The organism is Paenibacillus rhizoplanae, assembly GCF_042684125.1.
GTDB classification, from domain to species: Bacteria; Bacillota; Bacilli; order Paenibacillales; family Paenibacillaceae; genus Paenibacillus_AQ; species Paenibacillus_AQ rhizoplanae.
Genome location: NZ_JBHUKY010000014.1, coordinates 116,494 through 143,223, shown reverse-complemented (window position 1 = coordinate 143,223; position 26,730 = coordinate 116,494). Strand labels below are relative to the sequence as shown.

At 55.2% G+C, this 26,730-nt stretch carries 16 protein-coding genes and 1 other annotated feature; of the genes, 11 read left to right on the top strand and 5 right to left on the bottom strand.

Going from position 1 to position 26,730, the window contains the following annotated elements; translation table 11 throughout:
• The 3 genes from ACFSX3_RS06035 to pulA all read left to right on the top strand — a co-directional run.
• The coding region (locus ACFSX3_RS06035; RefSeq protein WP_379312711.1) for a hypothetical protein at nucleotides 1-225 on the top strand (225 nt) is incomplete at its 5' end.
• Nucleotides 226-530: 305 nt separating this feature from the next.
• Nucleotides 531-1,778, top strand: a complete 1,248-nt coding sequence (locus ACFSX3_RS06030) for an MFS transporter (RefSeq protein ID WP_379257194.1) — start codon at nucleotides 531-533, stop codon at nucleotides 1,776-1,778.
• 325 nt (nucleotides 1,779-2,103) lie between these two features.
• On the top strand, nucleotides 2,104-4,503 hold the full coding sequence (gene pulA / locus ACFSX3_RS06025; protein ID WP_209991500.1) for a type I pullulanase: 2,400 nt from the start codon (nucleotides 2,104-2,106) through the stop codon (nucleotides 4,501-4,503).
• A 98-nt stretch (nucleotides 4,504-4,601) separates the two neighbouring features.
• Here the strand turns inward: pulA and ACFSX3_RS06020 are convergent, their stop codons facing one another.
• The 5 genes from ACFSX3_RS06020 to ACFSX3_RS06000 form a co-directional block, all read right to left on the bottom strand.
• Nucleotides 4,602-6,206 carry a diguanylate cyclase domain-containing protein gene (locus ACFSX3_RS06020; protein ID WP_379257192.1) on the bottom strand — a complete coding sequence of 535 codons (1,605 nt, stop codon included), beginning with the start codon at nucleotides 6,204-6,206 and terminating at the stop codon, nucleotides 4,602-4,604.
• A gap of 528 nt (nucleotides 6,207-6,734) precedes the next feature.
• A complete protein-coding gene (locus ACFSX3_RS06015; protein ID WP_209991498.1) occupies nucleotides 6,735-7,907 on the bottom strand; it encodes an ABC transporter permease in 1,173 nt (390 codons plus the stop codon).
• A complete protein-coding gene (locus ACFSX3_RS06010; protein WP_379257189.1) occupies nucleotides 7,904-8,605 on the bottom strand; it encodes an ABC transporter ATP-binding protein in 702 nt (233 codons plus the stop codon). Before ACFSX3_RS06010 ends, ACFSX3_RS06015 begins: the two co-directional genes overlap by 4 nt.
• On the bottom strand, nucleotides 8,602-9,927 hold the full coding sequence (locus ACFSX3_RS06005) for an efflux RND transporter periplasmic adaptor subunit (RefSeq protein ID WP_209991497.1): 1,326 nt from the start codon (nucleotides 9,925-9,927) through the stop codon (nucleotides 8,602-8,604). The genes ACFSX3_RS06010 and ACFSX3_RS06005 overlap by 4 nt, the downstream gene beginning before the upstream one ends.
• Nucleotides 9,924-12,470, bottom strand: a complete 2,547-nt coding sequence (locus tag ACFSX3_RS06000) for a hypothetical protein (RefSeq protein WP_209991496.1) — start codon at nucleotides 12,468-12,470, stop codon at nucleotides 9,924-9,926. Before ACFSX3_RS06000 ends, ACFSX3_RS06005 begins: the two co-directional genes overlap by 4 nt.
• Before the next feature lie 218 nt (nucleotides 12,471-12,688).
• Nucleotides 12,689-12,977: a binding site (T-box leader), on the top strand.
• A 59-nt stretch (nucleotides 12,978-13,036) separates the two neighbouring features.
• Between ACFSX3_RS06000 and pheS the strand changes: the two genes are divergently transcribed.
• From pheS to ACFSX3_RS05960, 8 genes are all read left to right on the top strand, one after another.
• The gene (pheS, locus tag ACFSX3_RS05995) at nucleotides 13,037-14,071 is read left to right on the top strand and encodes a phenylalanine--tRNA ligase subunit alpha (protein WP_209991495.1); all 1,035 of its coding nucleotides are present in this window, start codon (nucleotides 13,037-13,039) and stop codon (nucleotides 14,069-14,071) included.
• 350 nt (nucleotides 14,072-14,421) lie between these two features.
• Nucleotides 14,422-16,866: a phenylalanine--tRNA ligase subunit beta gene (gene pheT, locus ACFSX3_RS05990; RefSeq protein ID WP_209991494.1), complete on the top strand. Its 2,445-nt coding sequence runs from the start codon at nucleotides 14,422-14,424 to the stop codon at nucleotides 16,864-16,866.
• A gap of 204 nt (nucleotides 16,867-17,070) precedes the next feature.
• Nucleotides 17,071-19,242, top strand: coding sequence for a hypothetical protein (locus ACFSX3_RS05985; RefSeq protein WP_209991493.1), 2,172 nt, complete (start codon nucleotides 17,071-17,073; stop codon nucleotides 19,240-19,242).
• A 556-nt stretch (nucleotides 19,243-19,798) separates the two neighbouring features.
• Nucleotides 19,799-20,788: a sugar-binding protein gene (locus ACFSX3_RS05980; protein ID WP_209991492.1), complete on the top strand. Its 990-nt coding sequence runs from the start codon at nucleotides 19,799-19,801 to the stop codon at nucleotides 20,786-20,788.
• A complete protein-coding gene (locus ACFSX3_RS05975; RefSeq protein ID WP_209991491.1) occupies nucleotides 20,785-22,218 on the top strand; it encodes a sensor histidine kinase in 1,434 nt (477 codons plus the stop codon). The genes ACFSX3_RS05980 and ACFSX3_RS05975 overlap by 4 nt, the downstream gene beginning before the upstream one ends.
• Before the next feature lie 36 nt (nucleotides 22,219-22,254).
• Complete coding sequence (locus ACFSX3_RS05970; RefSeq protein WP_209991490.1) at nucleotides 22,255-23,835, top strand: helix-turn-helix domain-containing protein; 1,581 nt, start codon at nucleotides 22,255-22,257, stop codon at nucleotides 23,833-23,835.
• Nucleotides 23,836-24,082: 247 nt separating this feature from the next.
• Nucleotides 24,083-25,129, top strand: a complete 1,047-nt coding sequence (gene xylF / locus ACFSX3_RS05965; protein ID WP_209991519.1) for a D-xylose ABC transporter substrate-binding protein — start codon at nucleotides 24,083-24,085, stop codon at nucleotides 25,127-25,129.
• Between the two features lie 88 nt (nucleotides 25,130-25,217).
• The gene (locus tag ACFSX3_RS05960) at nucleotides 25,218-26,729 is read left to right on the top strand and encodes a xylose ABC transporter ATP-binding protein (RefSeq protein WP_209991489.1); all 1,512 of its coding nucleotides are present in this window, start codon (nucleotides 25,218-25,220) and stop codon (nucleotides 26,727-26,729) included.
• Nucleotide 26,730 lies beyond the last annotated feature (1 nt).

The window sequence follows — 26,730 nt, the reverse complement described above, 5'->3', positions numbered from 1 at the left end:
TTTTCAAAAAAAACGAAACGTTATTTTGGGGCGGTGGGTCTTTTTTTGTCAAAATCCAGTCTGCGGCGCATTTTCCGATACTTTTATTTTCGTATTAAACCGAACACATTGGCTGGCGCGAAGGCGCGTGGACCAAATATAGGCGAAAAACCGAACACATTGGTTAGGGCGGAGGCGCGTGGACCAAATATAGGCGTTTTTGTTCCGGTCCCCGTATTTTCGTAATCTGCTTAAACAGCGGAGAGGACGGAACGATTGTGTAAAAGCGGCAGCGGTCGCCTTGCTCTCCGGATTTTCACCGCCAAGGGGAATGAAAAAAATCTGGAGAGCACAGCGATTGGAACAACGGTCCGTTCACGCAGCGTCCACCTAAGTGCTAACGTTAATCCTACTTCAAAATAAAAAAGCAGTCCCAAGCAGTTCATTCCTATCAGAATGAAACAGCTTTTCGAATTTCAGCAAATCTGGAACCGCCCGCCCGGGCCGTATTTTATATAATGAGTCCATTACTTTCGGAGGGTGGAACCATTGTGCAGAGATTCAGTGCTTCACAGATTTATTTATTCCTCGTGTTTATGACGTCGCTTGCGGCCAGTACGATATTCACAACCTACAGTATTTATTATGTAATCGAGCTAGGACTGAATCCGCTTCAGCTTGTGCTGATTGGAACGGTGCTGGAGATAACGGTGCTTGTGTTCGAGGGAATCACCGGAGTGGTTGCCGATACCTATAGCCGCAGACTATCCGTCATAATTGCCATGTTCGTTCTGGGGAGTGCCTTTGTCCTCGAAGGGAGTATTGTCTGGATCTTGCACCCGGCTTCCCTGTTGCCTGCCTTCGGCTGGCTGCTGATCTCCCAGATGCTGTACGGGATCGGCTGGACGTTCCTGAGCGGGGCGGATACCGCATGGATCGTGGATGAGCTTGAGGAGGAGCAGGCCGGAAGAATCTTCATGCGCTCCAAAATCTTCTCTTTAAGCGCCTCTCTATTAGGCATTGCGCTCAGCGTAGGATTATCCCAGGTTGCGTCTAATCTCCCTTTTCTGGCGGGTGGAGTCATCTATTTCGTCCTGGGGCTGATATTGATCCGCTATATGAAGGAGACGGGATTCATACGGCGGGAACGTGCGCCGCATTCCTCTGCTATCCGTGAACTGGGCCAGACCTGGGTCAGCGGCGCCTCTATCCTGAGGCATCATCCGCTGCTCCTGCTGCTGACCGTTGTAACTTTATTTAGCGGCGCTGCGTCTGAGGGATATGACCGTTTGTGGCAAGTCTTTCTTATGAATGAAATCGGGTTTCCGGAGATTGGAGTCTCGATGGCGGCCGGCTTCGGGCTGATCAGTGCGGCGACTACTCTGCTGGGTATGCTGGCTGTCTATATGGCCGGGAATATTATTGATTTGCAAAAGGAACGTCAGGTAGCGGCCGCCTTGTTCCTCCTGACATCCATCCGTGCAGGCTGCATTATACTGGTGGCGCTTGCACCTGATTTCTACTTGGCTATCGGGGCGGTGCTGCTCCTGGGGGTGGTCGCTTCGGTCAGCGAGCCGATCTATACCACCTGGCTGAACACGAAGCTGCCTGCTCAGAACCGGGCTACGCTCTTGTCGATGATCAGTCAATCCGATGCTCTGGGCCAGAGCGCAGGCGGTCCGGCTGTGGGCTATATCGGCAGCAGGATCTCCATCAGGGTCTCGCTGCTGTCCGCAGGCTTCCTGTTGCTTCCTGTCATCGCGTTATATGGGAGGCTGCTGCGGAAGGGGTCCGTATGATTCTGGAACATTTTACAATTGTAATCGGGCGGTGAGACAAGTATACTTCCGATTAACTAGCGGCTATAACTTAAATAGCTTGAATTCCCGGGTATCCATGCCGATATAGGATATATCCGGGGACACAATTCTACTCGTAACCCAGACCTGTGAACATAGTGTTACATATTATATAATGAACCCTATGTAGCAATTCCGCGTAACCCGCTTGCAGAGCTGTGCAAGTACTAAGTATTAGTTATGGTGAATGTGGACATAGCTTGATAGTAATAGAATGATAGTTCTCCGGGAGTATTACGGATGAGCGTAGGGATGGTGAATAGCAATGAGCAGCAATTCTATACAAGCAGAACAAGAAATCGATACCTATCAAGGCAAGGACCTCGGCTTAACCTACACAGCGGAATATTGTGTATTCAAAGTTTGGGCGCCTACAGCCTTTACAGTAGCGCTCGTATTATATGCAACAGGCGGAAACGGGATGCCCCTGCAGACCCTAGATTATAAGGACAGCGGCAAAATTCTCGGCATGGAGCGCTCTGAGGGCGGGGTGTGGACGATCCAGGTTCCCGGTAACCTCAAGGGGAAATATTATATGTACCGCGCCGTATTTGCGGACGGGTCGATTAATGAAGCGGCAGATCCTTATGCAGCAGCTGTATCGGCGAATGGAGTGCGGACGGCCATCGTGGATTTGTCTGAGACAGACCCGGACGGCTGGGAGAGCGATGCTTCTCCGGTGCTGCCGCATCCGGCAGATGCTATAATTTATGAGCTGCATGTCCGCGATTTCTCGTCAGACCCTAGCTCCGGTCTGACGTATAAGGGGAAATTCAAGGCCTTCACCGAGACCGGCCTGCGGGATGAAGCGGGTCACTTGCTGGGCGTTGATCATCTGGCTGAGCTGGGCATCACACATGTTCATCTGATGCCGGTCTTCGACTATCAGACTGTGGATGAGCTGGGCAAGGCAGGGGAAGAACCGGCGTCTTCGATCTTCACGGACTATAACTGGGGCTACGATCCCCAGCACTATAATGTGCCGGAAGGCTCCTACAGCACAGACCCGGCTAACCCGCTTACCCGTATCCGGGAATTCAAGGAGATGGTCCAGGCGCTGCACAGCCGCGGTATCTCGGTGATTATGGATGTGGTCTACAATCATACCTATGGCTTCCAGAAGGGACCCTTCCAGCCGCTGGTACCGGACTATTTCTACCGTCATGATCAGAGCGGCCGGCTCTCTAACGGCTCGGGCGTCGGCAATGAGCTGGCTACAGAACGGCCGATGGTCCGCAAGTATATCAAGGATTCCCTGTCCTACTGGGCTAAGGAGTACCATATTGACGGGTTCCGCTTCGATCTGATGGGGCTGATGGACAGCGTGACCATGCGCGAGATTACCGAGGAGCTGAGGCTGGAGATTAATCCGGGGCTGCTGCTCTATGGTGAGCCCTGGACCGGAGGCGACTCCCCGCTTGCCTCCAAGACGCTGAAGGGCGTACAGCGCGGCAAAGGCTATGCCGTCTTCAATGACAACTTCCGCGCGGCCATCAAGGGAGACAGCGACGGCTGGGGTAAGGGCTTCGTAACCGGAGAATTCGGCAAGGAAGGCGCGATAGCGTCCGGGGTAAGCGGGGCGATTCATGAATTCACCGATGCGCCTACAGAGACCGTGAACTATGTAACCGCACATGATAATCTCAACCTGTGGGACAAAATTCTGGCGACCCGGGGACTTCGCGGGGAAGCCGGACTGCCGGACCTTGAGGGCGGCAAGCTGCGGGGCGGCGGGGATCTTAAGGCCGCAGTAGAGCAGTCGAATCCGTATGTGGGAGTAGATCCCGAGAATGTGCTGGACAATGAGACGGTACGCCGTTCGTTGCTGGCTAACGGAATCATTCTGACCTCGCAGGGAATTCCGTTCCTCCATGCCGGGGATGAGCTGCTGCGCAGCAAATACGGAGATCATAACAGCTACCGCAGTCCGGACTGTATCAATGCGATCCGCTGGGAGAACAAAAGCAAATTCATTGCAGTATTTCAATATTACAAAGGGCTGATTGAGCTGCGCCGGACACATCCGGCCTTCCGCCTGCACGGGCGCCAGGAGATTGAGCGCAGTCTTGAGTTCCTGCGCTATGACGGCGGAGTCGTTGCCTATAGACTGAAGGATAACGCCGGTGGAGATACATGGAATAATATCGTGGTGATCTATAATGCCAACATGGAGCCGGTTACCCAGTGCCTCCCGGAGACCTCCGGCTGCTGGAACATCGTAGTCGATCATGCCCATGCCGGACCGGAAGCCTTCCGGCAGACGGAGAGCGGCAGTGTAGAGGTCGCCGGACTGTCGGTGATGGTTCTCTATGATAAATACGGGGAGCCTGAGCCGAGGTCGAAGATTGTGGAAGTTCATTATGACCGGCCGGACGGCGACTACCGGGGCTGGAATCTCTGGGTGTGGGGTACAGGCATTCAGGATGGACAACGGGACTTCCAGCATATGGAGGACGGCCATGCCGTAGCACGGATTGAAGTGCTGCCCGGGACCTCCACGATAGGCTACATCCTCCGGCTGAACGACTGGGAGGAGAAGGACGGCACCGCTGACCGCTTCATCGACTGCTCGGGCAGCGGGGAGCAGGTCATTAAGGTGACCGTTCGGGAGCGTAGTCCGGAGCATAGCACCGAACTGGCTGATCCATTGCAGCAGACCAGCTAGAACATAAGAAGAGCTGATTAGTTCCATCTCCTGGGGGAGGGGGCTAATCAGCTCTTTTTGGCTAGGAGTTATAGATAGGGAGTCGGCATCCGCTGGTGCTAGTTCCGCTGATCACTGTATTTCTTATCCACATGCTCGCTGTACAGGTTAGCCTCATTGCCGCCATGGTTCTTGGAGCGGTACATCGCAAGATCGGCGGCACGGAGCAGCTCGTTGATGCTGCTGCCGTGCTGCGGGTACAGCGCCACGCCTATGCTGGCAGAGGTGTGGAAGCTGGAGCCCTGGTTAACGGACCAGGATTTGCTGAACAGCTGGAGCAGACGGTTCAGCAGCTCGTCCAGCATTTGCGGGCTGGTGAACCGGTGCAGCACTACGGCGAATTCATCCCCGCCGATCCGGAAGGCCTGGCCGGAGCCCTTCACGGTCTGCTGCAGCTCCCGGGAGAGCAGCTGCAGGAATTCATCACCGGCCAGATGGCCGAGTGTATCATTGAGCTGCTTGAACCGGTCGCAGTCCAGCAGCGCCACGGCGATCTCCTGCCGGCGCTCCTCGGGCTGGTTGATCAGGTTCTCCATGTACATTTTGAAATGGGCACGGTTGGGAATCGCGGTCAGATGATCATAGAAGGCCAGCTTGTGCAGCCGCTCCTCATATTGCTTGCGCTGGGTAATCTCACGTGATACGAGCATGAACTGCGCCGGGAAATTGCGGCTGCCCGCAATAGGGGTAACCTTGGTCTCCAGCCACACCCAGTGCCCTTCGGCCGAACGCATGCGCAGCTCGGATATTCTCGGTGAAGACTGCACCACACTCTTGAGCTTGGCCCAGGAGATCTCGGCTTCACGGATATAGTTGGAGAGCGGCGCCCCTTTGCTCGGCACATAACCAAGCGCAGTTGCATGGGAAGGGGACGCATACAGAATGAGACCGTTCGGGTCTGTCAGCACGATAAAATCAGACATCGTCTCACCGATCAGCTGATAGAGCGACTTCTCATCCTGCATTTCATTCTGCAGCGAGATCAGTCTGCGGCTGAGATAGAAGATGACCAGTACAAGCAGGAACAGGAATACGGAGTAGACGGCGAACAGGGAGCTTTTGAGATTATTGAACTCCGTCATCACCTGGTTGGCATAGCTGTCAATCCGATCCTCTGCCTGATTCAGGACCTCCCGTACCTCATTTAGCTCTGTATGTATGGTGAGGGCTGAGTAGAATGCGGGGTTCCAGTCGCTCTGGACGCGCTGCGAGATCAGCTCCCGGCCGCTATCCCTCCATGTGGTAAGCGTAGTCCCGAAGTGATCCAGCTCGTTCCTCAGCTCGTCCAGCAGCAGCTCGCTCTGCTTCATTCCATTGAACGGGCTCTTCACGGAATCCAGGTTATAACGTGCGGTACTGACCCGCTGCAGCGCCTGGGCATTATTGTCCTCGAATTCTTGCGACAGCGTACTGCGCTGCGCACTGGTCAACGCTCCCCCGACTGTGGTCTGAAGCGCAAGGGCCGCCTGATACAGGTCCCGGTCAGCGTTCAGAATAAGCTCGGAATTCTGATAGACGTCACTGTATAGAGAGTCGGATAATTTGTTCATCGTATGATTCAGAATCAGTAGAGAGGCCACACTGATGCCAACCAGGAGAACGGAGATGGAGGTGAATAGTATAATCAATCTGCGTGTACTTGTGTTTTCCGAAAAAACTGCCACTGTCATCCTCTCCCCGCACAGAACTTTTGCAAATCTCATTGGTGTAGCTTTGGTGCATGCGAAACGAATCCTTATGCGGAATATGGCTTCATGCAGGCATGTAAGAGAGTATACGTTAGCGAGTCCTAGCAAGCAGGGGAAGAAGGAGGCAATGGAAAGAATAGTTTCCGGTTAGGTCGCGGTTTCTTTTCACCAGTATATAGGACATCCCTTAAGCAGAGCAATTGCTGAAAAAATAATAAGCCCCGTCAGCTTCCGCTGCCGGTTGTACAGGCCGTGAAGCGGACCCTGGAGCCGGAAGGGAAGAGTGGAGACATATCAGTTACAGCCGAAACAAAGAACTATTATGTATATCTTACTTCTATGTAAAAGGTATTCTGACCTCAGAGTCCTATTACCCACTTTTACTGCAAACGATACCCCTTTGGTATCAATTGTGCATTAAAAATATAATAGAAAAATCCGTCAGTCCCATAGATCTGAGACTGGCGGATTGAACAGCAGAGTGTAATCTGCAATAGGATGATGCTATTCGTTGCGCAGTGCATAAATAGGGCGCATTCTTGCAGCCTTGCTTGCAGGAATCATTCCGAAGAGGACACCGATGATCAAGGAGAATGAAAAGGAGATCAGCACCATATTCCAGGAGGGCGCCACATTCAAGGCGGTATAATTACCGACAGCCCAGCTGGCGCCAAGTCCCAGTGCGACTCCGATCAGGCCTCCGGTTCCGCTTAAGACCACGGATTCGATCATGAACTGCATCATAATATTCTTTTTTTTGGCCCCGATGGCCTTGCGGATGCCTATCTCTCTGGTTCGCTCATTGACTGAGACAATCATAATGTTCATAATCCCTATCCCGCCTACAAATAACGAGATACCGGCGATACCGCCAAGTGCCATGGACAGAGTAGCGCTGGTCTCATTTACCGTTTCCAGCATCTCCCGGGAATCAAAGACAGAGTAGGCATTCTCGGCTGCACTGAATTTGGCAGTAAGGCTGGCCTCCAGCTTGGTTTTGACATCATCCACATTGTCATTGGAAGTGGTTGTGAGGGTAATGGAGCGGACTCCCTTGCTCTGCAGGAACCGTTCGGCTGTAGAGATGGGGATCAGCAGCTTCTCGTCGCTTGAGCCGACGCTGGTGGAGCCTTTACTCTCCAGCAGCCCGACGATCTTGAAGCTGCTTCCGTTGATCTGTACCTTTTGGCCTACAGGATTATCTGTACCGAATAGATCCTCCGCTGTATCTGATCCGATTAACGCAACCTTCTGCCGGTATTCTGTATCCATCTCAAGCAGAAATCTTCCGGATTGTACATGGAAATCCTGGACCTCTTCGTAGGCAGGTGTAATGCCTTCTACGGATACGGAAACGTTCTCGGTTCCGTACTTGGCGGTAACGTTTCCGGTGATGACCGGGGATACATTGTCCACCCCTTCAATCTCACCGAGGGCCAAGGCTTCTTCGTAAGTTAGCGAAGTGGTGGCTCCGCGGCCCATAATGTTGACAGTCAGCTGGTTGGTTCCCAGGGAGCTTAGGGACTCTGTAATCTGCGAGGTGGTGCCCTGACCCACAGCGACAAGTGCAATAACGGAGGAGACCCCGATAATAATGCCCAGCATGGTAAGAAAGGCTCTTATTTTACTGCTCAGGATACTTTTGAAGGCCATTTTCATACTCTGGTACAGCATCATGAATGTGCCACCTTCCGATCCTCTACAAGATCCCCGTCTTGAATCCGGATAATCCGTTTGGCCTGCTCGGCAATCTCCAGGTCATGCGTGATCAGAATAATGGTATGCCCCTGTTCGTTGAGCTCCTTAATCATCTGCAGAACTTCCCGGCCTGTCTTGGAGTCCAGCGCTCCGGTGGGCTCATCGGCAAGAAGAATAGGAGGGGTTCCGGCAAGAGCGCGGGCAATAGCGACACGCTGCTGCTGGCCTCCGGACAGCTCGGAGGGACGGTGATTCATTCTGCTCTCCAGACCTACCCGGACCAGGGCACTGCGGGCAATTTCTCTGCGCTCCCTGTGGGACATTCCCCGGTAGATCAAGGGCAGCTCCACATTCTCTACCGCTGATAATTTCGGCAGCAGATTGAAGTTCTGAAATATAAAGCCGATCTTCTCGTTGCGGATCTGGGCCAGCCTGTTGTCAGACAGCCTGCGGATCTCCTGGCCGTCCAGGAAATAATCGCCTTCATTAGCCACATCCAGGCAGCCCAGCATGTTCATCAGGGTGGACTTGCCTGACCCTGACGGGCCGATGATCGCAACGAATTCACCGTGATTAATGTTGAAGCTCAGGCTCCTCAGAACCGTCATCGATTCTCCGGCCATCGTGTAGCTATGCTGCATATTCTCAACCCGGATCAGCGGCTCTGGTGAGATCATCGTCCGCCACCTCCACCGCTGAAGCCGCCGCCGCTACCCCCGCTACCGCCGCCGCCGAAGCCGCCCATCCCGCCGCCAGCACCTCCGCCGGTCATTCCTCCGCCGCCGAAGCCACCCATACCGCCCATGCCGCCTTGCTGCGGAAGCTGCGGGGAGGTAGCATTGCCTGAGGAGATCACGGTCGGGAGGATCACTTCATCCCCTTCACTTAAGCCGCTGACGATTTCGATGCTGCTCTCGTTGTGGATACCGGTCTCTACGGCCACTCGTTTCATGCCTGAGGCGAAACCGGCTGCCCCTCTGCTTCCGGCTGCTCTGCCGGGGAAATCCGCGCCAGCAGAGGACTTGGAATCAGCCGCACCTCTGTCCGTTGTGTCAGCTTGTTCATCCCCGGTCCCCGGCACATTGACGAAGGATTTTCCGTTTATCTTCGTTACAGCTTCGATGGGAACGGTCAGAATATCCTTCTTCTCTTCGATTGTAATCGCCACCTCCGCAGACATGCCGATAAGCACACCCTCCGAGTCATTTAATCCTACAGTGACGTTAAACAGGGAGACACCGTTAGAAGAGGTACCTTCTTTGGCGATATCTATGACCTTGCCGGTAAACGCCTTGTCCTCAAGCGCATCCAATGTGATCGTAGAGGCTTGATCCAGCTTGATTTGGGGGATATCCAGCTCGTCTACCTGCACCGTTACGCTCAGGTTAACATAGTCGGTCATTGTGAACAGCTCTGCACCATTCTGGGCCTGTTCGCCGTCTGTAATATTCACGGCAGTGATCGTTCCATCGATCGGAGCGGTCAGCGGATCAGGCGGAGCCATATCTTCATGGATGGCAGCGATGGATTCCTGCCCGTCCACAATATCGCTATTGGCCTTATCAATGGCCTTTTTTGCCGAATCCAGCTCTTCATCTGTTGCGTTATTCATAGCCAGCGTCTTGTAGCTCTCCTGTTTATTCTCCAGCTCTGTCTTGAGATTCTCCAGTGACTTTGTGGCTTCTTTCAGCTTGTCATCCATATCGCCCGCCACAAATGTGATCAGCACATCGCCTTTTTTGACGACATCGCCTTTCTTAACCAGGACCGTATCAACTTTACCGGCTTCTTTGGTGCGGATGCTCTCGCTGTTGATCGCCGATACTGCACCTGAACCTGAGACTCCCACCAGGATATCTCCCTTACTGGCAACTGCCGTATTCAGCGGAGCGGCATTGATCTGCCGGTTCTGATCCGGCCAGAGCCTATAGCCCGCAATCCCGGCAATAGCAACGATAATAATAGCTGAAGCGATAATGATAAGCTTCTTCTTGTTCATTGGGCAGCTCCTTCGGAGGAAGAGGTGGTTGCTTTGGCGGTAACCTCAAGGGAATAGGCCTGACTGGCGAGCTCCGTCCGCATTCCCTGGAATTCATCGTAGAATTTAAGGGCGTAGGTGCCGGAGCTGAGATTTTTGAACAGGACGCTGGTAAGGGTCGTAGAATAAGAGCTGTTTGTTCCCAGTGTCAAGTCGGTGCCAAGCGTCAGTGCTTTCTCGTGAGACTGCCCATAAGGATCTATAACCTGAAGGATGAGCTTATGCTGGTAAGCGCCTGTCTGATAGGCAGTATCCTGATTGAGGTTGTAATTGAACGTCACAGCAATGCTGCTTGCGCCCTTGGTGAGTTCCCCTGTAGAGCTGGTAACTGCCAGGGTATAAGGGAAGATTGGAACGGAAGCCAGATTGTTCAAAGGCGTAACCTCTGCCGGAGCCAGTGTCAGCGCTGCAGTATTCACATATCCCGTCGCAGCCGTTCCTGCGGCAGTCAGCTTGCCGTCCGCAATCGCCTGGCTGATATACAGCTGAAGACCTGCGGTGTCCAGAGCAGCCGGGACTTTTGCCCAGAAGGTAACCAGTGTTTTGCCTTCAGGGCTGGTAGGCAGCTCAGACTGGTTGGCGGTTGCTTCAAAATATTGCCCGTCAGCAGTCCTGAACTGCCCGTACAGACGGGCCAGATCTGCCTGCCGGACTTCGTCGCTGTTCATTTCCACTTCGCTGTACAGCAGGTTCGAGCCGGTTCCTGTATACAGGAGGGTGGAACGTTCCTTCACGGTGGCTTTTTTGCCGGTGGCCGTGATCTTGAAGGCTTCCCCTGCATCCAGCGGAGCTACACTCTTAATGGCACTGTCGCTTGTGCTGAGAGAGAGGAACTGTGACACTTCTGTACCCTTGGTCTCCTGGAGGATGAGCTTGACTTGTCTGAAATCCAGGGTGTATGGAATATGGCCTTGAACCGTTATCTGAGTGCTGGCACCAGGGGCAAGCACCGAAGAGCTGTTGTCCGTATAAGTCTGTGCAGAGGAAGTGAGATCCTTCTGATCCACCAGGAGTATTCCGGTAAAAGCAGGTAAGGTAATGGTCTTGGACGTTGCATTGCGTATCGTCAGACTGGCCTGTACCAGATCCTCGCTGCCCCAAGGCAGACGCAGCAGGGAGTCCAGAGAGACAGCGAAGGTACCGTAGGTATTGGTTACGCTGGTCTCGGCGGCGAGATGAATCTGGCTCTCCGGCGTATAAGGGATGCGGAAATAGGCCACAGGCAGCGTTATCTTATCCGCGCTGGCTGCAGGAGCAATCATTCGCAGCTCCAGCGAATTCTGGGCCAGCTCCAGCGGAACACTGGCGCTCAGCTCAATCAGCTTTTCTTCCAGCGGCTTCAGGGTCAGGCTGCTCAAGGCAGTGGCCGTCACCGGGAAGCTATAGCCTTCCGCCGACTTGACGTTAAGCTCATAAGCAGGCAAAGTGACCGCTGTGCTGCCGGTATTCTTCACCCGGAGCTGATAGCTCCAGACACCATTGCCGTTATCCGCATGCACACTTACCTTCAGCAGCTGCATGTCCACCAAATTGCTGTCGATGGAGACCTTTTTGGTATAACCCGCCGCTACGGTGAAATCTGCGGTTACGGCAGCCGGAAGTGCGTAGGAAGAGACAGGCAAGTACAGCTTGAGTCCTTCATCCAGCTTGGCGATCTGCAGCGTCATCCGGGTGACATTCATGTAGGAGGGAATCTCGGTCATATAATAGAGCGTCTTTTTCTCCTGAGGCTGAAGCTTGAACTCGGAGCTGCTGTCATCCAGTGTAAGTGTGAAGACAGAGCCGCCCGAGGATTTCAGGTACAAGGTATAGCCCGGATCTGTAAGCACCTTGGTACCCAGATTGGTTAGGCTAAGCCCGACCTTGGCATAGACTTTGCCGTTATATTTGTAGATTTGCACGGACTCGGCTTTGGTGCCGGCTGTAATGCCGCCGAGTTCAACCTTCCGGGTCTCCCCTGTAAGCGAGGACAGTGAATAATTGGAAGGAACCGTGAATGTGCCTATGCGCTGTTCATAATTAGCGGCGCTGAAATTCCAGCCGTAGATGTTGATTTTGAGCCCTTTGACGGAGGCGGCTGTTCCAATATTCGCGTAGTATGTAAGGCTGGTGCTCTGCTTTGCGGGGATTTTCTTGACCGTGCTGTCTGCGCTGACCGGTATTCCCTTGATGACGCTGCCGCCCGCAGTTACAATTTTGGAGAAATAGTCCGCCAGATTGACACTGCTGCCGGCATTGTTGGTATAGGTAAGCGTGTAGGTGAGAATATTGCCGCCGGTTTGGCTCTGAATCCCTACATGGCTCAGCTTCACCTGAAGCGCGGTGCCGAGCCTGAGCGCACTTAGACCGTTAAGTGTGGAGATTTCCGTGCCGGTGCTTGCTGCTGTGGCAGCCATTGAACCGGATGAAGCAGCATAGGCCGTGGTTCCCGGGCTTCCTGCGGTCTGACTTGCGGCAAATGTGCTGAGCAGCAGCAGAACAAATGCTTTTTTTCGTGTAAGCATGTAATTCCCTCCTTCTATGATCTCATAAGGCAAAATATCAACATTGACTGAATGTCCGCTGAAAAAAAAGCCGTCAAACCGCGCTGAAGCTTAAAGGAAGCTTAAAAGAAGATAAAAAATAAGCGGAATTTGCGCTGCTTGTCAAACGGGCAGTTTTTGCATATAATGAATAGACATATCTTCTGAACCAGAAGATCGAAGTTTATGTTAATCATCCGCAAAATGCATTGATGGAGAAGAGTACGCAGTGCCTGGCTTACAGGGAGGAAGCGCCGCAGATTGAGAGCGTTTCTAAGAGAGCAGAGCTGCCGAAGTTCACTCCGGAGCAGTTCCCTGAATGTGCTTCAAGGCTTCCTTGAAGAGTGCTAGTAGGGGAGACCGGCCGCAGACCGTTATTTCTGTATAAAGTGAGACAGGTCTTTGCCGCACCGAAAGAGGGAATATTGCTCTTAAGGGAAGCGTACGGCCGTCTAACAAGGGTGGTACCACGGTCTTTTCGTCCCTTTACCGGGAGGAAAGGCCTTTTTTTGTTGAACAATACGAGATTTGAGGGGGCAGTACAAGCCATGAAAGACAAATTGGAAGCACTGAAGGCTGAGGCACTGACGAAGCTGCAGGCGGTATCCGATCCGCAGATTCTGAATGACCTGCGCGTCAAATACCTTGGCAAAAAAGGCGAGCTCACAGAGGTTCTGCGCGGTATGGGCGGACTAAGCGCGGAGGAGCGTCCGGTGATCGGCCAGGTGGCCAATCTGGTGCGCAGCGCCATTGAAGAGGTGATCGGCGCCAAGCAGGAGCTGTTCCAGCAGCAGGAGACTCAGAATCGCCTGAATGCGGAGAAGGTTGATGTAACCCTGCAAGGCCGCGGCCTGCCGCAGGGCGGGATTCATCCGCTCAGCCGGGTGATCCAGGAGATCGAGGATATTTTCATCGGCATGGGCTACCAGGTTGCGGAAGGACCGGAAGTAGAGACGGATTATTACAACTTCGAGGCGCTTAACCTTCCGAAGAACCATCCGGCCCGCGATATGCAGGATTCCTTCTATATTACGGAAGACATTCTGATGCGCACACAGACCTCGCCGGTTCAGATCCGTACCATGCAGGCGATGAATGGTGAGACTCCGGTCAAAGTGATCTGTCCGGGCAAAGTATTCCGCCGTGACGATGACGATGCGACCCACTCCTTCCAGTTCCATCAGATTGAAGGTCTGGTGATCGGACGCAATATCCGCATGAGCGACCTGAAGGGCACCCTGCAGCAGTTCATGAAGGAGATGTTCGGTCCTAGTGCAGGCATCCGCCTGCGTCCAAGCTTCTTCCCGTTCACCGAGCCTAGCGTTGAGGTGGATGTAAGCTGCTTCAAATGCGGCGGCGAAGGCTGCCGGCTCTGCAAGCAGAGCGGCTGGCTGGAGATTCTCGGCGCCGGTATGGTGCACCCCAATGTGCTGCGGATGGGCGGATACGATCCTGAAGTCTACAGCGGCTTCGCGTTCGGCATGGGCGCTGAACGGATCGCGATGCTGAAGTACGGCATCGATGACATCCGCTACTTCTACACGAATGATATGGGCTTTGTGAAGCAGTTCAAGGGTATTTAGGGATTTGGCGGGTGTGCGCGGGCGCGTGTTGGACGCTTGTATGAAAAGGTAATGAGGTACTGGGTTACTTTGTATCTAAGACTGTAATAGAAGAACCGGAGGGGAATTTTGGAACTGTAGGAGCGGCAGCGTCCGCCTTTGTGTTTGGATTTCTACCGCGAGAAGCGGTTCTAATCAGGAAATCCAAACACAACAGCGGCCGGAAGTCCAAATATTCTCTGGAGGTTCTGCTAGTGCAGAATGCTCCAAAGTGAGCTAGGGAGCGCAATATCTTTTCATGGATGTCCGGCGACCCCAGCACAACCGCCATGGAGATCAATACATCTGAAACAAAAAGGAAGTGTGCGATTATGAAAGTATCAACCGCCTGGCTGGCCGATTATATATCGCTGGAAGGGGTGACCGCAGATGAGCTGGCGGACAAAATCACCACCGCCGGCATCGAGATTGACGGAGTAGAACGCCGCAACAAAGGGATTTCCGGGATTGTGACCGGCTACGTGAAATCCAAAGAGAAGCACCCGGACGCCGATAAGCTGAATATCTGTATCGTCGATGCAGGGCAGGGCGAGGATCTGCAGATCGTCTGTGGAGCGAAGAATGTCGCGGCTGGGCAGAAGGTTCCGGTCGCGCTGGTAGGCGCCAAGCTGCCGGGCCTGGAGATCAAAAAAGCCAAGCTGCGCGGTGTGCTGTCGCAGGGGATGATCTGCTCGGCCAAAGAGCTGGGCCTCAACGACAAGCTGCTGCCCAAAGAGCTGCAGGAAGGCATTCTCGTGCTGCCTGAGCATACAGAGGTGGGCCAGGATATTCTTAAGGTGCTTGGACTGAATGACGAAATCCTTGATTTCGACCTGACGCCGAACCGTTCCGACTGCCTGAGCATGATCGGTGCCGCTTATGAGGTAAGCGCGGTGCTGGGCCGCGAGTTGAAGCTGGCTGATCCGACGGCAGAGCTCGTGGAAACGGGCGGCAAGGCAGCGGACTCCATCACGGTTACAATTGAGGACGAGGCATTCTGCAGCCATTATGCCGTGCGTTATATTGCCGGAGTGAAGACCGCGCCGTCCCCGCTGTGGATTCAGAACCGCCTGATGGCGGCCGGGGTACGTCCGATTAATAATATCGTAGACATCACCAACTATGTGATGCTGGAATACGGACAGCCGCTGCATGCATTTGACGGCGGGCAGCTCCAGGGCGGAACCATCGGTGTAAGGTTTGCCCGTGAAGGGGAAGGACTGGTTACCCTTGACGGACAAGATCGCAAGCTGGAGCCGCAGATGCTGGTTATTGCCGATGGTTCAGGCGCAATTGGCCTGGCCGGAGTGATGGGCGGACTCTCTACAGAGGTTACCGCAGACACCGTCAATATTGTGCTGGAGTCCGCCAAGTTCGACGGGGGAACTGTACGCAAGACCTCGCGTCAGCTGGGTCTGCGCTCGGAAGCTTCCCAGCGGTTCGAGAAGGAAGTGGACCCGAACGCGGTCATCCCTGCGCTTAACCGTGCGGCTGCACTGATTGCCCGGTATGCCGGAGGAATGGTGCATGAAGGGGTTGTCCAGGCTGGCAGCGTCTTTGGTCAGGAGAAGGTGCTGCCATTATCGCTGGAGAAGCTGAACCGCTATCTCGGCACGGATCTGTCACTGCTGGAAGTGAAAACCCTGTTCGGACGTCTGCACTTCAAGTGTGGTGATGCGGCCCAGGGAATCGTTGAAGTCGAGGTACCGACACGGCGCGGAGACATTACCCAGGATGTGGATCTGATTGAAGAGATCGCCCGCTTATACGGCTACGATAACATTCCGACCACCCTGATCGAAGGCACAACAACACCGGGCGCGCTTACCAGACAGCAGTCCCTGCGCCGCGAACTGCGCCGCCTGCTCTCGCTGGGCGGGTATCAGGAGGTTATGGGCTATTCCTTCATTCAGCCGGAGCAGAGCAAGCTCTTCCCTATGCTGGCGGAAGGCAAGCAGTCAGTGAAGCTGGCCATGCCAATGAGCGAGGAGCGCAGCGTGCTGCGTACCAGCCTGCTGCCGCAGCTGCTGGATATCGCCCTCTACAACACGAACCGCCGCCAAGGCGATCTGGCGTTGTTCGAAATCGGCAATGTGTTCTTCACGGAGGAGGAAGAGCTTACCCGCCAGCCGAGCGAGCTGCCGGTGCTGGGGCTGCTGCTGAGCGGTACGCGTGCAGCCAAGCAGTGGAACGTGACTGCCGAGCCGGTGGACTTCTTCGACCTTAAGGGTGCGCTGGAGACGGTATTTGCGCATCTGGGCCTTACGGATCGCGTAGTCTATGAAGGGGATGCGCCTGAAGGCTATCATCCGGGACGCTCCGCTTCCATCTATCTGCTTCAGGCAGAGGGCCGCGTGAAGATCGGTACGATGGGGCAGCTTCATCCCGAACTGCAACGCCAGATGGATCTGGAGGATACGTATGTATCCGAAGTCCTGCTGCAGCCTCTCTATGATGCGGCGCGCGCCCAGCTGCAGTACAGCGAGCTTCACCGCTTCCCGGGCATGGAGCGGGACATTGCGGTGGTAGTGGATGATGCAGTTCCGGCAGGGCATCTGATCGGGGCCATCCGTGAGCATGGCGGCACTCTGCTGCAGAATGTGCAGGTATTCGATGTCTACACAGGAGGCAAGATGGAGGCAGGCAAGAAGAGTGTTGCCCTGTCGCTGCTGTACCGTCATACCGAGCATACACTGACCGATGAAGAAGTTGTGGAAGTCCATGACAAAGTGGTCTCTGCGCTTGAACAAACTTTTGGCGCAGAATTAAGAAAATAGCAGGAATTGTGCAAAGCCGCAGCGAATCCAATTAGAAACAGAGATTCGCTGCGGCTTTTCTGTACCCTTGTGAGGTGCGAAGGAACATGCAATTAAATGCAATGGACACGTGCTTTTGCCAAAGGTCAGGAAATCACGCTACAATAGGAGCAAGAGCAAAGAAACCAACTTAGAATCCGCACACATACAAAGGAGGGCACAACTGTGGCTATGGACCGGACCCGTGTCGCCGTGGAGATATACGGAACTTCCTACAAGCTTGTCGGAAGCAGCACAGAATATATGAAACAGGTTGCCCGTCATGTCGATGAGCATATGCGTGCAATATCGAAATCACATTCCAGACTGGATACGCCGCGGATTGCGGTGCTTACAGCTGTACATATGGCAGAGCAGGCGATCCAGGTTCAGGATTTCAAGAATGAACTGAATATGCTGACCGGTGAACGTACCGAGCTTCGTGTAGAGGTGTCACGCCTTCAGGAAACGCAGCGTGAACAGCAGGAAGAATATGAGAAGCTGGAAGCGGCCGCGAAGGAAGAGGCGGCGCGGCTGATTGCTGCCGCCGAAGAAGAACGGTCACGGCATCTGGAGCAGCAGGAGCAGGAGCGGCAGCTGCATACACAGCTGCTGGAGGAAGAGAAGCAGGCTGCGGCCGCCGGCCGCGAGCAGCTGGTGCAGGAGCTGAAGGCGCGCGAGGCCGAGCTTAAGGCGCTGCGCGAGGGTCATGAAGCAGAGCAGGCCGCAAGCCGTGAGGCGGCCCGGCAGGAGCTGCAAGCCGCAGAAGCCATGCGGCTGCAGCAGCTGGAAGAGATGAAGTCTGCCCACCTGCAGGAATTGGAGCAGTTGCGCGAGACGCTAATGCGCGAGAAGACAGAGACGTTGTCTGCCCTGGAGCAGGAGCTGCATGAGACCCGGGAGTCGATGGGCAGCGAGATTGTGGAGATCCGCTCCACGTTAAGCAAGGAGCTGGCGGATACCAAGGCTGCGCTCACAAGTGAGCTTACCGGGGAACGGGAAGCGCATGAGAAAGAGCTGGCCAAGAATAAGGAGCTGCGGCAGACGCAAGGGACGCAGGAGCACCGGCACAAGCAGCAGCTTCAGGAGCTGGAGAAGCAGCTTGGTGAGCTGCGCGGCGGAACCGGGCAGCTCCAGTCCCGGCTGCGGGCGGCGGAGGCCGGGCTTAAGGGCGAACGCGATGCGCGGCTGACGCTGCTTGCACAGTACGAGGCTGTGCTGAAGCGGGAGGAGCAGCTCGGAGAGGAGCTGCGGCTCGCAGCAGAGGGGGCGCAGCAGCATAGCGCCGAGCTGGAGGAAGCACGCCGGCGCTATGAGGCTGTAGAGAGCGAAGCAGCAGAGCTGCGCGGCGCGCTGCAAGAGACGGCGGACAAGCTCAGCACGGCGCTTGAGGAGCTGCACACAGCCACGGAGCTTGGCAATCTGCTGAACGATGAGCTGGAAGGGCTGCGCCAGCGTTATGAGCTGACGCAGGAAGAAGCGGCAGCACTGCGTAAATCTCTGCGGGAGACCGCAGAGCAGCTCAGCCGGACGCAGGTCGAATTCGACCGTACGGCACAGGAAGCGGCTTCCTGGCAGGAGCGCGCGAACAAACATATGGAGGATATCAGCGAGCTCGAGATGAACCTTCTGGAAGAAGGGGAGAAGTCAGCAGCATTACAGCGCGAAGTGGAGACCCTTCGCGGACAGGCAGACGGTATGGTTCAGCAGCTTGACCAGGAAGCGAGGCTGCGTGCCGAAGCAGAGCAGGAGCTTGCCGTTCAGCAGGAGGCAGCAGAGGCAGCCGGTAAGGAACTGGCTGCGCTGCGGGTCCGTTATGAAGAGCTAATCGCCCAGTACGACGAGATTCTGCAGGACGGGGAGCAGCTGAAGGAACGCTGCGAGCTGCTGGAAGCTGAAGGTGAGGAAACCGCGCGGCGTCTGGAAGAGCTGTATGAGGCAGGCCGTGAAGCTGCCGCTACGGCGGCGGAGCAACAGGAAACACTCCGCGAGACCAGGGAGTATGAAGCTACCTGGAAGCAGAAATATGAGGAGCTTCAGCAGCGCGAGCAGCAGTGGAACGAGCAGGAAGCACAGCTGCGCGAGGAGATTGAGATCTGGCAGCAGGAGGCCGGGGAGGCTGAAGCCCAGGCGGAAGCAGTCAGCCGCTCGCGCACCGAGGCGGCGCAGCAGCTGGATGAGATCGGCGAGAGCTATGAGATGGTCCAAGGCCAGCTGCGGCTGATTCAGGCCAAGTTCGAGCTGCAGCAGGGTGAGCTGGAGAAGCTGTCCCAGGAGCATCACAGCCTGCAGGCGGAATATGCCAAGCTGCAGAGTGAATATAATGAATGGATTCAACTGATCGAACAGGACAGTTGAATGGCGGATGCATCACAGGAAGAGCTGTTATAAGCAGGAATGCTTAGAACGGCTTTTTCTGCTGTGCAGGGACGGGGGACGGATTCCTCCTGATGAGGGCTGCTGCTCTAAACTTGGCTGGAGTGAAGTAGTGGATAAATCCTGCACTAAATACAACATTCGTACCTCAGAGGCAGCAAATTGTGGGAAATCCTGCCTAGAATGCAACATATCTCAACCAACAACTGCTCCACTGGTAACATTCCTGCAAAAAGTGCAACATTTGGCGTTCTCAAGCTGCAATCCGTTAGAAATCCAGCAAAAAGTGCAACATTCGGCGAGCACAGGCCACATTGAAGAGCACAAGTGCCCCTGAATCGAGCGGAAGTTAGTTAAATGAGCAAATGAGGAGCACAAGTGGGCCCCTGAATCCACCGGCTGTGAGCTAACTAAATAAGTTCGAACGTATCTACGAGGAGTACATAGCCTAACTGTCCCCCTGCATGGAGTGGTTTTGACATAATAAGTATTGCAACCGGTTACAACCCGGGGTAGGATGTTGGTTGAGGTGAACGGGATGGATAAGAAATGGGTCAGCGGCGCAGGGGTTGTTGTGCTTTTTATACTGCTGTCATATTTGTTTATAGGCTTCGCGCATCATTCTGCCCGGATGGGCAATATCGTCAAGGAATTAAGCGGTCAGCCCAGTCAGGACAAGCCCGGATATCATATTGTGCTGATCGAGCAGGAGCGGTACCACCCGTACTGGGAGATGGTCGAGAAGGGGGCGGCGGAGGCAGCAGCGAAATACGGGATAGAGATCGAATTCACGGGCCCGGTGCGCAATAACATGGAGGAGCAGATCAGCCTGCTGGAAAAAGCGATTGCCGCCCAAGCAGATGCGATTATCGTGCAGGGACTCAACGACGAGAAGTTCACGCCGGTGATTGATAAGGCCGTGAACCGGGGGATTCCGGTGATTACGATTGACACGGATGCTCCGGCCAGCCGGAGACTGGCCTATGTGGGGACCGACAATGTAGCAGCCGGTGAGGCGCTGGGGCGCATGGTAGTGAAGACGACCGGCGGGAAAGGAAAAATAGGCGTAATCATCGGCAGCGAGCTGGCCAAGAATCAGCTTCAGCGTCTGGATGGCCTAAAAAATATCGTAAAGGACTACAGTGGCATGGAGATTGTCGATGTCCGCAGCTCCAACATCTCGCATATGGAGGCAATCCAGCAGGCGGCAGATATGCTGCGGTATCATCCGGAGATTGATATCATGGTCGGCACCAGTTCAACCGATGCGCTCGGTGTTCTGCAGGCATCGAGGAGCCTGAAACGCGGTCCGCTGACCATTATCGGCTTCGATAATCAGGCGGAGACGCTGGATGCCATCAGCCGGGGAGCGATCACAGCGACTGTTGCACAGCAGCCTTATTTGATGGGGAATATGGCGGTCCGGCTGCTCTATGATTATTTTAATGGTGCTGAGTTACAGCCCCGGTACTATACCGGTGTGAAGGTGCTGGATAAGATCAATGTGCAGGAGGGAGAGAGCTTATGAGTATCCGCCTGAAGCTGCTGATCTGCATTCCGCTGCTGGTGCTGCTGATGAGCTCGGTCTCCTTCGTATTGTTCCAGAGCGGGAAGAATGTGCAGGAGAGCTACCATCTGATGATGAACCGGATCATGCTGTATAAGGAGGTATCCTATGAGGTCGGCGAGAATATGCGCTCCTTGAACCGCTTCATTATGCAGGTGGATACGGACAGCTTCCCGGAGGTGGAGAAGCATCTGGGCGCGGTGCTGGAGCTGCGCAGCAGGCTGGACGGGATGGCGACCATCGGGGGCAGCGGCCTTCCGCTGATGAACTACAGCCACCTTATTGATACTTTTGTGGAGCAGGCAGGCCAGATGATCACGGAGATTGACGGACAGGATGCGAATTCACTCGCAGGTGCCTATATCGAGGCGGAGCAGACGCAGCGGTTCATCCGCGAGGAGGCCCAGGAGCTGGTCGATCTGGAGCTTGACCAATATAAGCCGATCTATGTGGAGATTATGTCCACGACAGCGAAGCTGAACCGGATGGGCAGTCTGCTGGTGATCACTGCGGCGCTGCTTAGCATCTGTATGGCGGTCTGGCTGTCCAGCAGCATTACCGGACCGATCCGCCGCCTGGTGGCAACGGCCAAGCAAATCTCGAAGGGACGGATGGATACTAAGGCGCCGGAGAGCGTCAATAACGATGAGATCAGCATACTGTGCCGCGCTTTTAACGGGATGATCGATAATATCCAGGAGCTGATGAAGGAGAACATCAAGAGTGCGGAGAAGGACCGGCTGGTCAAGGAGCTGGAGCTGAAAATGCTGCAGAGCCAGATCAATCCGCATTTCCTGTTCAACACACTGAATTCCATCGCCAAGCTTGCGTATCTGGAAGGGGCGGCGAGAACCAGCGATCTGACCGTGTCGGTCTCGCGTCTGCTCCGCTACAATCTGCAAAAGCTGGACCAGGCCGTTCCGCTGCGCGAGGAAGTCGAGCATGTGAACGAGTATATCAATATCCAGCGGGCCCGCTTCCGGGACCGGATTGCTTTTGAGATGGAGATTGATGAGCAGGCGATGGACGGGATGGTGCCCTGTCTGACGCTGCAGCCGATCTTCGAGAATGCCTTCGTTCACGGTCTGGAGCAGATGGAGGAGGGGGCTATACTTACGCTGTCCATCCGTTACCGCAGCGGGCAGGTGGAGATTGTGATCAGCGATAACGGAGCGGGTATGAACCGCGAGACGGTAGCCCGGCTGATGGGATCGATTCAGCAGGAGGCGCCGCATTTTAGCGGCAAGGGCCAGTCTACCGGGCTTGGGACACATAATGTTTTTAAAAGACTGCATTTATTCTTCGACGGCCAGCAGCTCATCGAGATCAACAGCAGTGAAGGGCAGGGGACGGCGGTGCTGTTCCGGCTGCCCTTCCGGACCTCGGCCTAGAGGCACTCACCTGAAGTGAAGGGGGAAGCGATAACGATGTACAAGCTGCTGATCGCAGATGATGAAGCACTGGAGCGGGAGGGGCTGGAGCTGATGATCCGGCATCTTATCCCGGACACGTTCGAATTCCTGCATGCCGGGAACGGGCGGAAGGCGATTGAGCTGGCAGAGGAGCACCGGCCGGATATGATTTTCATGGATATTAAGATGCCTGGTATTCAAGGGCTGGAGGCGGTGCGGCAGATTCGGGAGAAGCTTCCGGCGGCGCAGATTGTGATGATTACGGCCCATGACTACTTCGCGTATGCCAAGGAGGGGCTGCTGCTGGGTGTGCGCGACTACCTGCTGAAGCCGGCCCGGCGGGAAGAGGTTGCGGAGGTGCTGAGGAAGCTGATGGCGGTCATCGAGGAGGAGCGGCGGCGCAGGAATGAACAGCTGGAGCTGCAGGAAAAGCTGGCCCATCTGCTGCCGCTGGCCGAGAATGAGCTGACCCTGATGCTGATGCTCGAGCATGTGCAGGATCTGGAGCCGGAGCAGCTGGCCGGGCTGCTGGAGCTGCATTTCAGCAAGGGCTACGCGATGGTCCTGTCCTTTCCCCGGCACGGGGAGACGGGCTGGGAGACGTTCCGGCAGTCCAAGCGGGAGATCTATGAGGCGGTTAAGCAGTTTGCCAAAACAGGACTGGGCTGCCTCGCCGGACCGCTGGCCGGGCATCAGCTGGCGCTGTTCATTCCCTTGCCGCCGGGGAGGACCGGATATTCCCAGCGTGTCAGCTCGCTGGACTGGGGGGAGCGGCTCCGCACCTATGCCGGGGAGCGCTTCGGCCTGCCCCTTGGCATCGGCATCGGCTCGATCCGCGAAGGCTGGGACGGACTTAGCCGCTCTTACCGCGAAGCTGTCCGTGTATGTGCGGATCACCAGCATTCATTCGGTGTGCATCATTATGATGATATGATCCAGAGCTCGGGGCAGACGGCGGTCTCTCTCGATGAAGAGAAGAAGCTGCTTACCGCCCTGCTTCAGCGCAGCAAGCAGGAGGCCGCCCAGCGCTTCAGCCTCCTGTATGACTCCTTCGAGCAAGGAGGGGAGCAGCCGCTGTCCGCTGTGCGGGGGGAGGTAACCGGCCTGCTGCTGTTCCTGGCCAGAGGCGTTCACTCCACAGCCGGTGCGGAGCTGCTGGCTTCGCTGAACGCAGCGGAAGATCCGCGCTCTCTGCGGTTAAGCGCGGAGTCCTGGCTGGAGCGGCTGATCGATGGTCTGGAGGAGGAGCAGGAGCATCACCGGTCTCATGTGCATCAGCGGGCGCTCCTCTATATCAGCCAGAAGTATAAAGAGGACATTTCCATGGAGCAGACGGCTGAATATGTAAACCTGAGCCCGCATTATTTCAGCAAATTATTCCGGCAGCATGAGGGGGATACCTTCATTGACTATGTCACACGGCTGCGGATTAATGAAGCGAAACGCCTGATCTCTGAGGATCAGCTGAACCTGAAGGAGATCTGCTATGAAGTAGGCTATAAGGACCCGAATTATTTCAGCCGGGTCTTCAAGAAGGCTGCAGGGATGACGCCAAGCGAATTCCGCCAGCAGCAGGAGAAACCGGGTCCTTGCTGAGTGAGCAAGGACTTTTTTGTGCTGTTGCCCCGGATTATCCTATGAAAGCCGGGGCGGAGAATTACATTACAGCAGGCAAGACCAAGAATGCGGGTGTTGGGCAAATAAGTGCAGGGAATCGCTGCTCCCGGAGCGGTTTTTCCATGCTACACTTTTTTTGTAAGCGCAATCAAATATAGGGCTAACGAAAAGGGGCGTAGAGATAGTGAGAAAATACGGAAGAGCAATTTCCCTCGGGCTGGCGGCGATGGTGCTGGCTGCATCGATGGCAGGCTGCGGTGTGGTCTCGAATGGTGACAATCAGAAGAAAGAGTCAGCAGGCGCAGCCAAGGATGGCGACAAAATTGTCATCGGCATGTCCATGGATACCTTAAAGGAGGAGCGCTGGCAGAAGGACCGGGATATTTTCACAGCAAAAGTGCAGGAGCTTGGCGGCGAAGTGAAGGTGCTGGCCGCAAATGGGGATGATGCTACCCAGCTAAGCCAGGCGGAGCAACTGATCTCCCAGGGAGTGGATGTGCTCGTGGTCATTGCCCATAATGCGGAGGCTACGGCTCCTATCGTGGATAAGGCTCATAAGGAAGGCATCAAGGTCATTGCCTATGACCGGCTGATTAACAATTCCGAGGTGGATTATTACATCTCCTTCGATAATGTGCGTGTCGGTGAATTCCAGGCTCAGGCGGTCATCGATAAGGCTCCCAAGGGCAACATCGTCTACATCGGCGGCGCGGATACCGATAACAATGCCCACATGTTCAAGGAAGGCGCGATGAATATTCTGAAGCCGCTGGAAGAGAAGGGCGATATCAAAATCGTCTACGACCAGTTCTCCAAGGATTGGAAGCCTGAAGAAGCGCTGAAGAACATGGAGAATGCGCTGACAGCGAACAATAACGATGTACAGGGCGTGGTAGCTGCGAACGACGGAACAGCGGGCGGTTCGATCCAGGCGCTTACGGCGCAGGGCATGGCGGGTAAAATTCCAGTATCCGGCCAGGATGCTGACCTTGCCGCAGTACAGCGCATCGCCGAGGGCACGCAGCTGATGACGGTCTACAAGCCGATCAACGCGATTGCCACCAAGGCGGCGGAAATGGCGGTGGCGGCTGCCAAGGGCGAAGCGATTTCGACAGAAAAGACTGTTAACAACGGTAAAATTGATGTTCCATCGGTGCTGCTTGATCCGCTTGCCGTCAACAAGGATAACCTGGATGTGCTGATCAAGGATGGCTTCCACAAGCTGGAGGAAGTTTACAAGAACGTTCCTAAGGACCAGTGGCCGAAACAATAAGGGCAGCCTGTTCGGCAAGCAGATGCGGCGCCAGTGGCGAAATCCGCATCTGCTTGCTGCTTGAAGGACGGAAGGAGGAACGGCAGGCATGGATGTACTTGAAATGGTAGAGATCAGCAAGAGCTTCCCCGGCGTGAAGGCGCTGGACCATGTGAACTTCAAGGTGAAGCAAGGGGAGATTCACGCCTTATGCGGGGAGAACGGCGCAGGCAAATCCACGCTGATGAAGGTGCTGAGCGGACTGTACCCTGCGGGGACATATGAAGGCGAAATCCGCATCGGCGGGGAGAAGAAGTCATTCCACCAAATTACCGATGCTGAAAAGGCTGGTATTGCGATTATCCATCAGGAGCTGGCACTCGTGAAGGAGATGACGGTCGGCGAGAATATTTTCCTGGGGGCAGAGCCGGTGAAGCGCGGGGCGATTCAGTGGAATGAGCTGTACCATCAGGCTTCGCTGTGGCTGAAGAAGGTCGGGCTGAACCTGTCGCCGGATACGAAGATCGGCAATCTGGGCATCGGCCAGCAGCAGCTCGTGGAGATCGCCAAGGCGCTCTCCAAGCATACACGGATTCTCATTCTGGATGAACCGACAGCGGCGCTGACCGAGAGTGAGGTGTCCATCCTGATGGGCATTCTGAATCAGCTGCGGCGCGAAGGTGTGACCTGTGTCTATATCTCCCACAAAATGCCCGAGGTGTTCGCGCTGGCCGATTCGATTACCGTGCTGCGTGACGGGCGGACGGTGGCTACCCTGGAGCGCCAGGAGACGAACGACGATCAGGTGGTATCGCTGATGGTCGGCCGTGAGCTGACAGAGCGCTATCCGCGCGTCCCGCATTCACCCGGGGACAAGGTGCTTGAAGTCGCAGACTATAATGTCTGGCACCCGGAGAAGCGTCAGCAGAAGGTGCTCCGGGATATAGGATTCACGCTCCGTCAAGGCGAGATTCTGGGCATTGCCGGGCTGATGGGGGCCGGACGGACAGAGCTGGTCAGCAGCCTGTTCGGCGCGTATGGCGGAAGAAGCGAAGGCACGGTGCTGATCGAAGGCAAGGCGGTCAAGATCCGTTCGATTGCCGGAGCGATCAAGGCCGGGATTGCTCTGGTCACGGAAGACCGCAAGCGCCAGGGGCTGGTGATGGGGATGGATGTCAAGCGCAATACGACGCTGGCCACACTCGGCAAGGTCTCAAGGCTCGGAGTGATCAATGAGAATGAGGAGATCAAGTGGTCTGAGCAGTATGTGAAGGATCTGAAGACGAAAACAGCTTCGCTGGAGACACTGGTCGGCACACTTTCCGGGGGCAACCAGCAGAAGGTGGTTATCGGCAAATGGCTGATGAGTGACCCCAAGATTCTGATTATGGACGAACCCACCCGGGGCATCGATGTCGGGGCGAAGTACGAAATCTATAACCTGATGAACAAGCTGGTCGAACAAGGAGTGGCTATTATAATGATCTCCTCCGAGCTTCCCGAGGTGCTGGGGATGAGCGACCGGATTCTGGTGATGTGCGAAGGACAACTGGTACGGGAATATGACTGGCGCGAGGCAACACAGGAGAATATTATGCTGGCCGCCACAGGAGGCAGATAGA